Source organism: Dorea phocaeensis (genome assembly GCF_900240315.1).
In the GTDB taxonomy this organism is placed as follows: domain Bacteria; phylum Bacillota; class Clostridia; order Lachnospirales; family Lachnospiraceae; genus Dorea_B; species Dorea_B phocaeensis.
The window spans coordinates 84,907-101,215 of the sequence record NZ_OEPZ01000003.1; the positions used below are offsets into that span (position 1 = coordinate 84,907).

A 16,309-nucleotide genomic window follows, 5' to 3' on the forward strand; every position below is an offset into this window, starting at 1 on the left:
GGGCCCCCCTTTACTACAAATTAATTACTTTACTATTTTCTGTTTTTCTTTTTTCTGATATAAAGTCCTGCCATACCTCCTGTGGAGATTACCAGAAGAAGAATCGGCAGCCAAATATTCGTGCTGTCACCTGTTTTCGGTGCATTTGATACCTTTGTCTCTTCATGGGACTGTGGTGTATCCAGTGTTTTCGGTGTTTCTGGAACTTCCGGTTTCTCATTTGTCAGATTAAAGGTAACTTCTACAACCGGTGTACTGTCATCTGCATAGGCAAATGTCACTTCATGCTTGGTCTGATCCAGTGTGTATCCGTCCAGTGTCTTTGTTTCCACCAGATAATACTTGATAGCGGTATCATATTTGCCGTTCTTAAATGTGGCAATCTCATACAGCTTACTTTCTGCATGACCGGCAGCATCTGTCTTTAAGGTTTCCAGAACTTTTCCTTTGCTGTCACGAAGTTCAAATTCTACCCCTTTCAGCGGTTCTCCTGATGATTTATCTGTCTTATTGAGAATCACTTTTCCCTTGGCAGTGTCATCTTTCATAGCTACTTTCTGGATCTCTCCAGTATCCTTTACTTCAAAACTAACATCCGATGTCAGAATATATCCTTTCGGTGCCTGCTCTTCACGTAAGGTATATTTACCGATTGGAAGTTTTTCGATATAGTGTGCTTCCTCTGTGGAAGTCCAGCTCTCTACTACCTGATCATCCTTATCGAGAATCGTCAGTTTCGCACCTGGAATCTCAGTTTCTCCTGTGATATCAGTCTTACTGATCTCTACTTTTGTCACATCATCTTTCATCTCATGCTTCTGAACCTCTGCTGTATTCTCTACTGTGAAAGTAATACTTTCTGCAGTGACATATCCATCTGCCGGTTTTGTCTCTGTCATGGTGTATTTCTTACCAACAACCAGTTCTTTGATCACATGGGATTCTTCCGTAGAAGTCCATTCATCTACTGTATTGCCATCTGAATCCGTTACTTTCAGGTGTGCACCTGGAAGTTCTTTACCTGTTGTCAGGTCTGTTTTGGACAGCTCCACTGTGGTTGGCTGATTTTCAAAAGTAAAGTCGTAGCTTACTTCTGCCTGGTCTTCTCCGGCATATTCAAAGGTAAATTCCTGTACTTCTTCTGTTGTAACAAATCCGTCCGGCGCAAAGATTTCTTTCACATAGTATTTTCCGTCTACCGGAAGATCTGCCGTAAAAATAATCTGTCCTTTTTCATCCGTTACCCGCTGCTCGATCAGACTGTCTTTCTCAAGAAGTACCTCGCCCTTTGCATTTTTGATATCTTCACTGGTATAAAGACCGAAGACACCACCTGCAAGAACACGGTCTGTATCTTTTTCTTTCTTCAGAACCGTAACCTTTACTTTCTGACGGGCATTCTGCCATTTCTCATCATAAGTGATGACTGGTGTGTCCTGATCACGGTAGGAAAGGTCAACATATCTCGGCTCTTTGTCCAGCACATAACCATGGGCTGTTTTCACTTCCTTCACATAGTATTTTCCAGCCGGGAGATCTCCCATCTGTGCAATACCATTGGAATCTGTGGTAATGGTTCCCACTTTTTCATCTGCTTTGAAATAATCTTCACTGACACCATCTGCCGCTTTGATATCTTCCGCAGCAAATACATCGAACGTCACATCTGAAAGGCTTCCGGTTACATACTCAAAGAGATGCTCCACGGTACCTTTTACATGATCCAGAAGTGTTATCTTATCCAGAAATTCTCCATTTTTGTTGATGATCAGAAGTCCTGTTGGAACTTCATCTTTCATCTCTACTTTCTGAATCTCGGCTCTATCTTCCAGCGTGAACTTCACATCCGTTGCTTTCAGATATCCATACGGTGCCATTTCCTCACGAAGAGTGTATTCCTCTCCAACTGTCAGTCGTTTGATCACATGTGGCTGATCTTTTACAGAAGTCCACTGATCCACAACATTTCCTTCTTTATCAAGAACAGTGAGTTTTGCTCCATCCAGTTCCACACCTGTTGTTACATCAGATTTTGTAATTTCTACTGTTGTCGGCTGGTTCTTTTTCACTGTTTTCAGTTTTACTGTCTTCACATCCTGTCCCTGGTAAGAAGCATCCAGATTCAGAACTTCATCAGAGGATACAAATCCCGCCGGTGCTTTTAACTCTTTCACATAATACTGTCCAAGTGGCAGATCCAGCGTACATGTTGCAAGACCATCGTTATCAGAAGTCATTTCCTGTAAGAGTGTGTCTGCTTTCACGATCACTTTTCCATCTGCCTTAATATCCGCTTTGTTATAGATACCAAAGACAGCTCCTGCTACGGTTGCACCATTTTCTGCATCCTGTTTTTCTACCTGGATTACAACTTTCTGGCGGTCATCGCCAACAGTCACTTCCTGTTCGATTACAGGTGTATCCTGATCTGCATAGACAAATGCGACATCCGATCTGTCATGGTTCAGGACAAATCCTTCCGGTGCAGTCTTTTCTACTACATAGTAAGAACCAAGCGGCAGATTATCAGCAACTGCTTTTCCGTCTTCCCCGGTCGTTACCGTTGTTACCAGTGCATCTTTTGCATAGATCAGCTGTCTGTTTCCGTTTTCATCTTTCTGATAATCCGGTGTATAGATATTTTCAGCTGCATAGACATGAAATGATGCACCCTTCAGGTATCTTTCTTCATAAACAAAGTCCTTTTTAAATCCGGTCAGCATCTCACCTTTTTTATAGATCGTCAGCTTTCCTTTTACCGGATGGTTCTCGTAGTCTACCGTAATAATGGCATCTCCGCTCTCAGAATCCATCTGGTATGCTGTATTTGCATCCACCGCAATCTCTACATAGTTCTTATTGATTGTGTACCCTTCCGGTGCGTTGACTTCCTCAATCCGGTAATGTCCGATCTTCAGATTCTTCGGCATGATCAGATATCCCTGGCTGTCCGTAAAATAGGACTTGTGAGTAGTTGTCACTGGGTAAGTTGTTACCTGCTCCACATACTTCTTGTTGTCCAGGTCATATACCTTAAATTCTGTTCCGGCAATCAATACAGATTTCTTTGTTTCATCGTCTTTTTTCACGATTTTCAGTTTTGCCTTAAACTCTTCATCCAGAAGCACTCGCCAGATCTGTGGCTCGTTTGGATGATGTTCTGTGATATTCACTTCAAAATCATCGACTGGCTTGTAATTGTGCGGTGTTGTAGTTTCACGCACGATATAGCTTCCAAATGGTAATGGAATACTGCAGGCATACCCTTTTTCATCTGTGAAAATCTCAGTTGCTCCATTTTCTCCACTCACTACTGGTTTGGCAGAATCAAAATCATAGCTTCCATCTGCTTTCTTTGTAAGGGAAGATTTCAGATAAACTGTAAATCCAGCTCCGGATAACAGATCTGCATCGGTCTTTCCATTGTTGGCTGCTTTGATGATCTGAAATGGCTGTTTGATGACCTGCTCACTGGAAGTGCACTCTCTTTTCACTTCTGCTGTCATATCTCCTTCATAACTGCACGTAAGATCATGCTCTTCTGTATCTGCCAGGTATCCGGTCGGCGGTGTGATCTCTTTGATATAATATTTGCCAAGATATAAGCCATTTACAGAAGCCTGTCCTTTGTCATCGGTTGTAAGAGAAGCTACCTGTTCTCCTGCTTTATAAATAGTTCCAGTTGCTCCATCCGGATGCACGATATCTTCACGGGCATACAGACCATAAACTGCACCTTTCAGTGTGGCATCTCCCTGTGGTACTGCTTTTCCTGTCTCTTTATCAACTTTGAATAAATTGATCTTTGCTGTCACACGGTCATTGCTGAAGGTATGGGCAAATGATACGGTTGCTTCTTTATCATTGGTATAAGAAAACTTAAACGTATACACATCTTCTGTATTTCTTACATAGCCTTCCGGCGCCTGATCTTCTTTTACAGAATAGGAATATCCAATCGGAAGATCTGCTGTGAATTTTGCAGTTCCATCTGCTCCAGTAGTTGCTTTCTCAATCAATGTTCCTTTTTTCACAACAACGGTTCCGTCTGCATTTCTAATATCATCGGATGCATATAGAGCAAAAATACCGCCATTCAGTGGTTTCTTGGTATCTTTATCCTGTTTTACTACGGAAACATCTGCTTTCTGTCTCTCGTTGTTAAAAGTCACATCTGCAAATACAACTTCTTTATTCTGTCCGGCATAGGTCAGAGTCACTGGCTTTTCTTCGCTGCCGTTATAGAAATTGTCCGGTGCTTTTGCTTCTTTCACCACATAGCATCCAAGATGCAGGTTCTTCAGTGTAACAGAACCATTCTCACCTGTTGTCAGATTTTCTTTTACAAGGTCCCCTTTGCTGTACACTTTTGTGCCATAAGCAGTTACGATATCTGCTCCGGCATACACGTTATATACTGCATTTTTCTGTCTGCGGTTTTCATACTGGAATACCGTTCCATTCTCACTGACATCTGCTCCGGTAAGCACCTGTCCTTCTTTGTAAATGGTAAGCTCTGCCAGCTGTTCCTTATTTTCCACGGTTACAGCTGAGGTCTTACTTGCTACCAGTTTTACATTTGTTGCCGTTGCATTTACCACATATCCCTGTGGTGCTATGATCTCTTTCAGATAAACAGTATCCTGTGTCTTGATGATCGTAACAGAAGATTTTCCATTCTTATCTGTTGCCGGCATCTGAGTGATCAGTTTTGTGCAAGACTCATCGCTGTATATACCGAATACTGCACCCGCAAGATTAACATCCGCCGTGTCGTCTTTCTTTACGATTTCAATCGTAGCCTGTTCAATCCAGGACACCTTTAAGCTTACATATTTTTCATCAGCGACACCTTCTCCAAACACAAATGCCAGATCCTGAACACTTGCATTCGTAGTCAGTTTATATGCTGAATAATCTTTTGTAATACTTCCCTTCATTTTTGCAGAAAAAGTAGCGCTTACATCTTTTGTCTGTGTCAGAGGCGCTGAAAGATAAAACGTGGTTCCTCCTCCAATTGTTACGCTTGCACCTGCCGCACTTACGGTTCCAGTAGATACATTATGGAGCTTTACTCCTTTTGGTAAGTCCATTGTGATTTTCTGCTGGGAAGATGCGTTGAACTGAATGTTCTCCGTTCTCTGAACATTTCCATCTACATAAGCTTTTACATTCGGCTTTGAAAATGACATCGCTACATCTGGTATTTCCGGCTTATTCACACAATAATTATAGAGTTCTTTTGCCAAAGCCTCTCCTGTAGCATTTGTTCCGTAAAAGGCATCACTACTTCCGTTGGCATATGATGCAGCCATATGAATAATGATGAATCTTTTTCCTTCTGAAAAATCCGTGTATTTATTTGCAAAAAAGCTTTCACTTCCTGCGGCATCTGTACCGTAATAGCACACTTTTGCTAACGCCTGATTGTCTCCAATCTTTGTAATTGTATAATTTCCAGATCCAGGTCCTGGCTTTGCTGGCTGTACACAATACGCAATTGCTCTGACGCTTCCGTAGCTGATATAGTACGGCTCTGTCAGGTAGGTTCCAAGATTATAATCTGCATATCTATACAGTGGTCCTTTTTCAATTGTTACCTGCTGTGTACTTCTTGCTGAATAAGCTGAAACTGCTTCAAATGTTGCAATCTCTCCTTCTTCCATAGAATCAAGATCCACACCTTCGTCTCCTGCCTGTTCCAAAACATCATGAAGCTCTAACCCTGATTCTTCATCATAGGTATCCTGGTTCTGTGCCTGCTCTACCAAATCATCAAATTCATCAGCGTCAATATCGGTAACCTCCGAGTCTGCTTCGGAATCCTCCGCTTCCTCTGTCTGCTGTTCACTTACAGCTTTTTCGGATTCGGTCACTGCTTCACTCCCTGCCACCTCTGTCTGAGCTTCTGTTGCTTTCTCACGCACAATCAGTTTTCGGCTGATCTGGTACTTCGGATGCTCCTGATTTACCGGTTCCACATAATAGACCGCTTTGTAAGTGTCCGCATGATCTGTCGTAAAATCCTCATCCTTGTCGTTCTTTGCTTCCTCGAATGTGACTTTGACCTTGTTATCATCCTTGATTTCCAGTCCTGTGTAATCTGATTTCACATCAAATACACTGCCTGTTTCGATTTCATAATCTTTGGCAGTCACCACCTCATCTTCATCCAGAAGGTCTTTCACGTCCTCATAAAGTGGCGGTTTTTTCTCTGGCTGGATCTCCGCTGCATATGCTGTCATCGGAGATAACACTGTACTTAGCATTGTCATGCCTGCCAGCAAGCCAGATACTACTTTTCTAAAATTACCTTTTTTCTTCATGCTAAGGTCCTCTCTTTCATAATATTTGTATTAAAACAGACAGTCCTTAGACTGCCTGCAATACACTGCTTATCGTTGCGGGAAACTCAGATTGAACTGCACATTTCCCTCGCCGGGATCAACCATCTCCACGGTTGCTTCATACTGTCTCCCTGTTTTTCTGGATAACAGATCCTTATAATGGATTTTTCCTTTAGACAGGAACTTCTTTGCTGCCGCCTTATCCATCTTTTTTCCCTGGCTTGCAAGGAATTTATCATTCTTCCATAAGGCAAAAGCACAGTTCCGGTCAGAACAGTAAAAATTTACTTTTCCTTCCCTGACATCTGCTCCACAGCGGGGACATTTGCCAATGACTTCTCCTTTTGCTTTTCCCTGAAACTGCTCTTTCTTTTCTTCTGAAATCCCCTGATATCTGGCAACCAGTTCCTGCATCAGCTCTGTAATCCCATTTAGGAATTCATCTGCTGTCTCTGTATTCTGGGCAATGTGATTCAATGCCATTTCCCACTCTGCTGTCATCTTCGGAGATTTAATCTCATCCGGCAGAACCGTAATCAGGACATTGCCATCATCTGTCGGCACCAGATTTTTCTTTTCCCTTTTCACAAAACCAGACTGAATCAGTTTTTCAATGATTGCTGCCCTTGTTGCCGGTGTGCCAAGTCCTTTCTTTTCTGTATCTTCGGTCAGCTCTTCATTTCCTGCACGTTCCATCGCAGAAAGCAGGGTATCTTCTGTGTACTGTTTCGGTGGCTGTGTAAAATGCTCCGATACAAAAGAATCACAAGGACCGTAATGCTTGCCATCCCAGATATCCAGCTCCGGCTCTTCTTTTTCACTCTTTACGCCAAAGAACTGTTTCAATTTATTTTCGATCGACTTGAATCCTTCCTGCTTTGTTTTCTTTGCCGTGAGATAAAACGTATGATAATTACAGGTAATCTGGCATTTATGGCTTTCATAAATATAAGGATCTGCGGTTGCTGTCAGTACCCTGGCACTGATCAGATACAAAATCTTGCAGTTTCGTTCTTTCAGTTTACCTATATCTGCCTTTGCTACTTCCATGGTCGGGATAATTGCATGGTGATCAGATACTTTCTTTGAATTTAATACCTTACTCACGTCCGGCTGATATTCCAGCCCTTCGGCGTAGGGCATTTTCCCAAGCAACATCTGAATCAGAGTTTCTGTGCTTTCTCCCATCTCATCTGTCAGATACTGGCTGTCTGTTCTCGGATAAGTAACAAGCTTCTGCTCATACATCTCCTGCACGGCATCCAATGTCTGCTGAGCGGTATAGCCAAACATTCTGTTTGCTTCCCTCTGCAGAGTGGTCAGATCATAGAGTTTTGGAGGGCGAACCGTTTTCTCTTTCACATCATCCTTCTCCACTTCGCACATACGCTCCATACAGTCCGCAGCCACTCTATCTGCATCTTCTTTTTTCTGAAAATGCTCTGTGACCGCATCCATATCGTCAAACTTGATATGAGCCATATAATATTTTTCTTTGGTAAATTCCTTGATCTTCTGATTTCGATCCACGATCATGGCAAGTGTTGGTGTCTGTACTCTTCCAACTTTCAGATTCTGGTTATACAGAACGGAAAAAAGACGGCTCGCATTGATTCCCACCAGCCAGTCTGCCTTTGCCCTGCAAAGTGCTGACTGATAGAGACTGTCATAACACGAACCGTCTTTTAATGACGCAAATCCATCTTTAATTGCCTGTTCTTCCATAGAAGAGATCCAGAGCCGCTTCATCGGCTTTTTGCATCCTGCCTGCTCATACACCAAACGAAAGATTAACTCTCCTTCACGTCCTGCATCAGTAGCACAGATCACTTCATCTACTTTGGAATCTCTCATCAGTTTTTTCAAGATTCCGAACTGCTTCTTTGTGCCCTCCAAAATCTTGTGTCTCCAGCATTCCGGCACAATCGGCAGATCTTCATATCTCCATTTTTTATATTTTTCATCGTATTCCGATGCATCGCATAATCCAACCAGATGTCCTACGCACCAGGAAACGATATAACCGTTTCCCTCCACGTAGCCATCTTTTCTTGTTCTGGCTCCAAGCACGGAAGCCAGTGCCATCGCAACCGATGGCTTTTCTGCAATCACTAATTTCATTTACTCCTGCTCCTCTTCTTCATCTTCCAGTACATCATCATTAAAATCTTCATCTCTCAGGATTTCCGGTTCTGCACTTTCTTCCTGCTCATCTGCATCGTCTACTTCCCGTTTTTCTGACTCTGAATCTTCGGATTCATCTTCATCCTCTTCCATCTCATCTTCGTCATCATATTCATGCTTTGGTTTATAGACTTTGAAATAATATCCTCCTGCCGCAGCTCCGACTGCAACCAGTGCAATCAAAAGATACGTTCCGAATGGACTTTTATCTTCCGGCATCTGAATATCATCCTCTACCTTATCTTTCTCAGCTGACTCTGTCGTTTCCGGTTTTTCTTCCTCTGCTTTTTTCTCTGGTTCTGCATAAACCGTATCCACTTCCGGAAGTGTCACTGAATCAGAAAGTGTGAAGTTCATCAGATCTTTCTCACTGACTTCGGTAAGGAAATACACATTATCCTGAGATTTTGAATTGTCAATAATCAGATAGAAAATCTTACCACTCTTCGTTGAAATGGTATAAAACTCTTTTGTTCCTTCCGTAGCTGTTTTTGTAACGGATTCTGCCGTCTCGCCTTCTTTATTAAGCTGTTTCTCAATACCTGTTACTGTCCGATCATCCACGGTCCCTTTTGCATCTGTCGGCTCAGAAGCCTGTGCATCCTGCGGAAGCGGAGAAGTCGTTGTTTTTTCAGTCCCCATTGCATCTGCACTGGTCGTAGTTGCCATTGCACCATTGCTGTCACTGGAAGATTTCTGTTTTTCTGCCTGCTTCTTTGCCCATTCATAATAAGGATTCTGCAGTACATATTTCTCAGAAGTATTTCCGGCACCATCTGTTGCCGTGATTTCAATCTGTTTTGTTGTAAAATCTTTCTGTGTCAGTTGCACTCTCAGCATTCCATCCTTCAAGTCTGTATAAGTGGTGCCATTGACGGTTACCGCAGTAATCCCGGATACTGTATCATTCCCCTGAATCGTCAGCACACCATCTGTCAGAGAAGCAGAGAGTGTCGGCTTTTCCGTGTCATAACACTTAATAGAGCGATTCTGCTCATAGACCTTCCCCTCACCATCTGTCACACGCACATACACTGTCTGATTTCCAGTGATCGTGATACTTCCGCTTCCGGTTACATCCTGCCAGCTTCCATCTTTTCCTGCTTTTGCTTCAATCTTTGCTATTGAGAAACCTTCCGGCATATGGCTAGCATCTACCGTAACAGCAATGGTTGTTTCTCCCTGTTTCCAGCCATCCGGTTTCTCAATCGTGATTGCAGGTGTGGTATTCTCAGCTGCATAAGCAGTCTGTGTCTGGAGCAAAGGTGTTGTCAGGCAAAGAAATGTCGTTGCTGCAAGCAGGCTCTTTTTTACCCTGCTTTTAGTAATTGTTCTCTTCTTCTGTTTCATTTTTTCCAGATTCATCATCGGCTTTTGTTTCCTCCTTCTGTATTTCTACCCTGCCGGGCAGTCCATTTTTCATTCTCTTTTTGAAAGCTTCCAATTCCGGAATACTCATATCCATTGCACGGATAATTTTTACAATTTCCAGATTTTCCGCTTCTGTTTTTGCAATCTCCGCAGCCTTGAAACGCTTTAAATCTGCTTCATATCTGGCTTTGGATGCTTCCATTTTTTCCTTGGCTTTCTCATAATCTGCCGTTGCTTTTTCAAGACTTTTCATCGCTTCTCCTTTCCGGACGGCTGATGCAGCCGCCCTTTTTTCTTACCATCGTCCAAATCCATAGAAATGGCTCTGCCAGTATGGGGAATTGATGGACGTATACTGCACTGGATGTCCACAATGGATCATCTGATCATTGCCTACATAGATTCCGATATGCGTTACCGGCTCCCCTGCGTCGTAAGTTCCAGTAAAGAAAATCAAATCTCCCGGCTGTGCCTCCGACTGGGATACTGGTGTACAAATGTTGTACAGTCCCTGTGCTGTTAGTCTTCCTGTATTCCTTACACCAGAGTTTGTCAGACAGTAGCTTACAAATCCAGAACAATCGAATCCACTTGGGGAATATCCACCCCATACATATGGTGTTCCAAGATATCTCGCTGCTTCATTTAACAAACGCTGTGCTGCTTCACTGGTATATTCATTGCCGCCAAAGCCTGCTCCTTCTCCAGTTTCCAGATAAAAGATCGGGTTTAACCGCTCTCCATTTTTCAGAAGTTCAATATGAAGATGGCTTCCTGTGGAATTACCAGTATTTCCTACAAGACCTATCTCATCACCTTTCGTGACGGATGCTCCTGCAGATACACTCCGGCTGCTTAAATGTGCATACCGCAGTTCATAACCTTTTCTGTCTTTGATAATGACGTAATTTCCATAGCTGTCGTTATAAGCAGAAGTTGTAACTGTTCCGGTCAGTCCTGCCATCACTTTTGTTCCCTCCGGTGCTCCGATATCCATACCATTATGAAGCTGATTTGCTCCTGATATTGGATGAATCCTGTATCCATAATAGCTGGTCACACTGGAGTACCAGTTAAAATCAACCGGTGTTGCAAACATCTGCAAGTTGCCTTTTGTATCGTTGTAGGCACTGAACAGTTCTTTCTGGAAAAATCCCAGCCTGTCCTGACAGATTGACATCAGGTTTCCACTATTTAAGGTAACATTCAGCACATCTACATCCCTTGTCCTAGTCACTTCCACTTCCTGACTTCCATTATCATCTGCCAGATAACATTCCCATGTCTGATGTCCATGTGCAGATGCCGCCGCATGATTATCATAGTAGACGTCAAACTGTACCCCGTATCTTGCGAAAGCTCCGGTATCTTCTACCGTATATTCGACACCATTCATTACCACCTTTGTTCCCATTGGAACAAACGGATTGGAAGCATCTACCGCTAAGGTGTGATTGGCTGTTGGATATGCTCCACTGGCAGTTGGTCCTCCACTCCAAATACCACAGCAGATTGGACAATTACAATATCCGCTTGTTACAACCTGTCCCAAAGATTCTCCAACTCTTACTGTTGCTGTCTCTGTCACAGTCTCATTGACCGCTTCTGTAGTCAGATGATATTGCTCTGCAAACAACGCATCCAGCTCCGGCTTGACCTGTTCAAACGTAAACTCTTCATACTTTGCTGACAGATAACTGATCAGGATAAACGGATCATGCTCAATAGGTCCGATGTTATATCGGTATTCCTCATGTCCCGGTTCTTCAGATTCCATGTTGTTGATCCGCTCCTGCAGATTAGCTTCCAGCTGTGTATAATACAGTTCCGCTTCCCGGATTGCCTGATCCGATGACAGATAACTGGTTCCTGTGTAAGTGATCACATTTTGTAAAAACACTGCAGAGCATGACGTGACATTCGTTATGATCAGAAACATCAATCCGATCAGAACTGCTACACTGATATACACCTTCCGGTTTTCTTTAAAGAAGTTGGTCACTTTGCCGCCAATCTTCTTGATATAATCAATCGTACCTTTTGCAGCTGTTCCTACTGTCTGTTCACTTCGCTTCGCTTTGGCATAATCCCGTTTGATCTGTTGCTTCTGAATCTGCTTTTTCAGCTTCTTCTGCTCCTGACGGGCTGCCGCCTGTGTCTGTTTCTCTACCTGTCTCTCCAGTCTGCTTCTCTTTCTGGAAGCCCTCTGTTTCCTTCGTCTGGCACTTCTCTGTTCCAGCCGGTAAATACCTTCGCCGCCTTCTTCCAACTTATGGGCACCTTCTACCGCCGCATTATCGTCTTCATTTTTGCTGATCTCACGGTGCAATGCTACGGAAGTTGCACTTCCTGCTTTCTTGACAACAGAAGCTTTTTCTGTTTTCACAGATTCCCCTTCACCAAACTTCAAACGGGATTTTTTCTTTCCAGGAGATTCTCCTTCATTTGCCTGATAGACCTGTGCTTTCTTGGAATGCTGCTTTGCTTCCTTTTTCTTTCTTGCTTCTTCATAAGAAAACTTTTTGGCTTTTTCTTTCTGTTTCTGATGGCGGAAATTGACTCCATCCGTATCCATCTGGTTCAATTTCTCCATATCTTTGTCATTTTTCACAGAAGCACCAGTTTCCTCATAAGCAAACTTCAAACGTTGTTTTTGTTTAGGCTTTTTGCTGCCACCGGTCTGATTTCTCCGGCTGTCTCCCCTGTTTTCTGATAGATCAGCACGTTTATCTTTCAGTCTCCCTAACTGTCCGACTTCGGATTTTTCTGCAAGTCTGGATTCTTTTCCGACTTCAGCACGGATTCTTTTTCTATTTTGCTGTTTACTACTCTGTCCAAAATCCTCACTTTGCTTCTCTGTCCGTATCAGTTCCGGTGCATCTCTGGATTTTTGCACAGAGGGACGAATATTTTTCCCACTCCGTTCAGACTGGCGGGGAGACTTATCCACAAGGTTTTCTTCTTTTTCCCCCTGTTTTCTTCCCATCTGCACATCACTGGCACGGTTACTGACACGAACAGAAGATTTATCTGTCAGGTTTTCTTCCACCAGACCATCCTTGGTCATCTTCTGGACTTTCTTGTCCCTGACTTTCATTCTCTGTTCTGCCACTACTTACTCCTCCTTCTTCGGATACCCTTTCCCTGCCTGTAATAAGCAGAGAAAAGCGATGCCGAAAACAGCACCGCCACTAAAAGTTAATACATATGAAATTGCTCGTAACATTGTTTTCTCCTTTGATTTAACCTGCTTCGGAAGTCTCCTCTAAGCGAGTTGTCATGATTTTATAGAGGGAATTCTTCGGGAATCTGTCTACAAATGGGATAATGACATTTCCATAGAACAAAAGTCCTTCCCCCTCATTACTGTTGGTTACATAGGACAGCTGGGTTGGTGAGATATTCAGCTGCTTTGCCAGAATCTGCCTGTCTCCGGAAGCCTGGTTCAGCATATAAATGAAGTCTGAATTTTCAAATATATTCTCAATCTCTCTGGAAGACAGTAGATCTTTGATATTTTGTGTTATCTGATTGTTATTATCAGGTGGCTTTTTATCCACCTCTCTGGGGCTTTCGCCCATTTTCATCAGCGTGTCATTTCACGCTCAGCATAGCATATCTTTTTACCACGATTTATATCGTACCGGCTGGCAATGCGGCCTCTTGGAGCTGTTATATTCTGCTTATGCAGGTTCAAGCTCTATGCGTTGCGTGTGACTATTTTATTATAAATAGCCTTCCACTCGGATTAGGACGCTACCCCTTTCCCGATTTTTTCCGCATTGATAATTCTGACTTACTTGCCGGTTTCAGTCAGAACGGCGATAGTTTGCACTTTAAGCGACTAACAAGTAACAAACTAGTTCACCAGTTGGAATACCACCCCATTTACGGAATCTCTTCCAGATCTCCACACTATAAGCTGCTGTCTGCTCCTCTTTTAAGAGAAGATGGAACTCATCCACATAATATCTGGTGGACTTATGGGCAGAACGGTTCATCGTCACCCTGTTCCAGACCTGATCCTGGATTACGAGCATCCCAATTTTTTTCAACTGCTTACCAAGTTCCTTGATATCAAAGCAAACAATGCGGTTATTGATATCCACGTTTGTCTGATGGTTAAACACATTCAAAGAACCTGTAACATAGATTTCCAACGAAGTGGCCAGTCGCTGTGCTTCTGGCTCTTCCTGTTTTCTCAGAAGGTTATATAAATCCTCCAGGATTGGCATCTTCTCCGGCACTGGATCAGCAAGATATTCCTGATAAACCAACCGCACACAACGGTCAATGATAGTTTTTTCTACCGGCTCCAGTCCATTCTTTCCTCCAACAATCAGCTCACACAACGACAGAATAAAATCTGCTTTCAGTGACAGTGGATTGTCTTCCTCGGAATAATTCAGGTTCAGATCCATTGGATTGATATACTGGTCAGATACCGGAGAAACCCGTACCACCTGCCCGTGCAGTGCCTGCACAAGTGCCGAATATTCGGCTTCTGGATCGCAGACGATGATATCATCTTCTGTGATCAGGAAGCAGTTTGTAATTTCTCTCTTTGCTGAGAAGGACTTACCGGAACCTGGTGTACCAAGAATCAGTCCATTCGGGTTCTTCAAACGTTTCCGATCAACCATAATCATGTTGTTGGATAATGCATTCAGTCCATAATAAAGAGCCTCCCCTTCCTGAAACAGTTCCTGTGTCGTAAATGGCACGAAGATTGCTGTTGACGAGGTAGTAAGCCCTCTCTGAATTTCAATCCGATTGACTCCCAGTGGAATACAGGACATCAGTGCTGCTTCCTGCTGATAATCCAGCTGTTTTAAGGAACAGTTATATTTCTGTGCAATTCCCTGCACCTGGAAAATATTGTTATCCAACTTCTGACGCTTCTTTGCGGTATTCATTACCAGAACCGTTACAAGGAACATCCTCTCATTTCTGGACTGCAGATCTTCCAACAGGTTCTTCGCCTCTTCTCCATAAGTCACAAGGTCCGACGGAAGCACATCCATATCATAACCGGAACGTACTGCCCGCTTCTGCTCTTCAATCTTCATCTTATCCAGATCTGAAATCTTACTCTTGATCATCTTGATCGCAGAACTCTGGTCAATGGACTGGATATGAATGTTGACATTGATGCTGTCATCCACATCCAGGAAGTCTGCAAGCATCCGGTCTGTAAGCTCTGGTGCCAGAATCTGCAGATAACTCACACTTCCCATCGTTCTTCCCATCAAAAATGTCTGATTCTTGGAAAAGTTAAAGGAAGTCGGTGCAATAAAATCTTTGGTCTTTAATCCTGTTTCTGGAAGCATCTTATACTGGAACTTAAATGGTTCAATCCGATCCTGGTTGAACACATGATACATAATCTCCAGCCTTTCCAGACCATTCAGGGAATGTGCCTGTGCTCCCAGAACCTTAAAGTTATTTAAGATATCTGTTTCGATTCTTTCAAGCCTTGGCCTTGCCACCTTCAGGCTTTCTGCTTCGATTCCAAAAGTAATATACTTTGTCTTCACCAGACCATTATTTCCTTTGGAAAGCTGATTTTTCAGCATAGTACGGTACTCTTCACGAATGGCATTGAAGTCATCGTTCTGATCCGGAATATCAATACTTTTTTCAAATTCTGCCACATCCACCTGCTGATTGATAAAGGACAGCTGCACACTGATGGAAGAATCAAAGTAATTTAAGAAATCACAGTAATTTTCAAATATCGTGGTCTTATCCTCATTTAAAGCAAGCTGATAGTTGATGTCATAAAACTGAATCGTCTTGGAGAAAAAGGTCTTTGTCACCTGGCAGATACCATCCTGCAGCATCCGAATATACGGAATACTCTGCTGTGCAGTTGTAGGAATGTTTTTCTGTTTCCTGCGATCCCGTTCCTGCTTCTTTCTACGCTTTTCCTGTTCTCTTTCTTTTCTGCTTTTTTTGTTTCTTCTTTCCTGACGGTTTCTTTTTTCCGCCAGGGACAGACGCTCCTGCTGAGCCTCCTGCTTTGTCTTTTTTGCCATCCGGCACACCCTCCTTTTTCACAAGGGTGGAAATCTCCTGATAAAAATTTTCTGTCTTATATGGTCTTACTGCCGGACAGATAAACTTCTGTCGAATGATATTTGCCACCACTTTTTCAAAGGGAAGACCGTCTTTTTCATACATTGCCATGAAGAAAAACGGAAGCATGATCGTTACCATCAGGATGGCTGCGATACTGGAACCGATTGGTTTTCTCATGACCAGATAAAACGGAATTCCCACAACTGCGGCAAGTGAAAAGAAAATCAACTGCCGTTTTGTCAGATTTAACGCTACTTTTGTTTTGACCTTGGTAAGGTCTTTTGGTACTGGTACATACGCCATGGTATGCGCTCCTTTCCTGCCCG

7 protein-coding genes and 2 pseudogenes are annotated in these 16,309 nt (G+C 43.0%); all 9 read right to left on the reverse strand.

Features of this window, described 5'->3' with window-relative positions; translation table 11 throughout:
- Window positions 1-32: 32 nt before the first annotated feature.
- On the reverse strand, window positions 33-6,326 hold the full coding sequence (locus C0979_RS07470; protein WP_101695380.1) for a SpaA isopeptide-forming pilin-related protein: 6,294 nt from the start codon (window positions 6,324-6,326) through the stop codon (window positions 33-35).
- A gap of 69 nt (window positions 6,327-6,395) precedes the next feature.
- Complete coding sequence (locus C0979_RS07475; RefSeq protein WP_101695381.1) at window positions 6,396-8,468, reverse strand: DNA topoisomerase 3; 2,073 nt, start codon at window positions 8,466-8,468, stop codon at window positions 6,396-6,398.
- Window positions 8,469-9,899, reverse strand: coding sequence for a CD1107 family mobile element protein (locus tag C0979_RS07480; protein ID WP_330403470.1), 1,431 nt, complete (start codon window positions 9,897-9,899; stop codon window positions 8,469-8,471).
- Window positions 9,853-10,155 (reverse strand): DUF4315 family protein, encoded by a 303-nt coding sequence (locus tag C0979_RS07485; protein WP_101695382.1) that lies wholly within the window; start codon window positions 10,153-10,155, stop codon window positions 9,853-9,855. The genes C0979_RS07480 and C0979_RS07485 overlap by 47 nt, the downstream gene beginning before the upstream one ends.
- Window positions 10,156-10,197: 42 nt before the next feature.
- Window positions 10,198-12,999 carry a CD1108 family mobile element protein gene (locus tag C0979_RS07490; RefSeq protein WP_101695667.1) on the reverse strand — a complete coding sequence of 934 codons (2,802 nt, stop codon included), beginning with the start codon at window positions 12,997-12,999 and terminating at the stop codon, window positions 10,198-10,200.
- 18 nt (window positions 13,000-13,017) lie between these two features.
- Window positions 13,018-13,128, reverse strand: coding sequence for a hypothetical protein (locus C0979_RS07495; protein WP_008688066.1), 111 nt, complete (start codon window positions 13,126-13,128; stop codon window positions 13,018-13,020).
- A 16-nt stretch (window positions 13,129-13,144) separates the two neighbouring features.
- Window positions 13,145-13,429: pseudogene (locus C0979_RS07500) on the reverse strand (hypothetical protein); the annotation flags it as partial.
- Window positions 13,430-13,768: 339 nt separating this feature from the next.
- Window positions 13,769-15,940: pseudogene (locus C0979_RS07505) on the reverse strand (VirB4-like conjugal transfer ATPase, CD1110 family); the annotation flags it as partial.
- The gene (locus C0979_RS07510; RefSeq protein ID WP_005344185.1) at window positions 15,822-16,286 is read right to left on the reverse strand and encodes a PrgI family protein; all 465 of its coding nucleotides are present in this window, start codon (window positions 16,284-16,286) and stop codon (window positions 15,822-15,824) included. The gene C0979_RS07510 and the pseudogene C0979_RS07505, both read right to left, overlap by 119 nt.
- Window positions 16,287-16,309 lie beyond the last annotated feature (23 nt).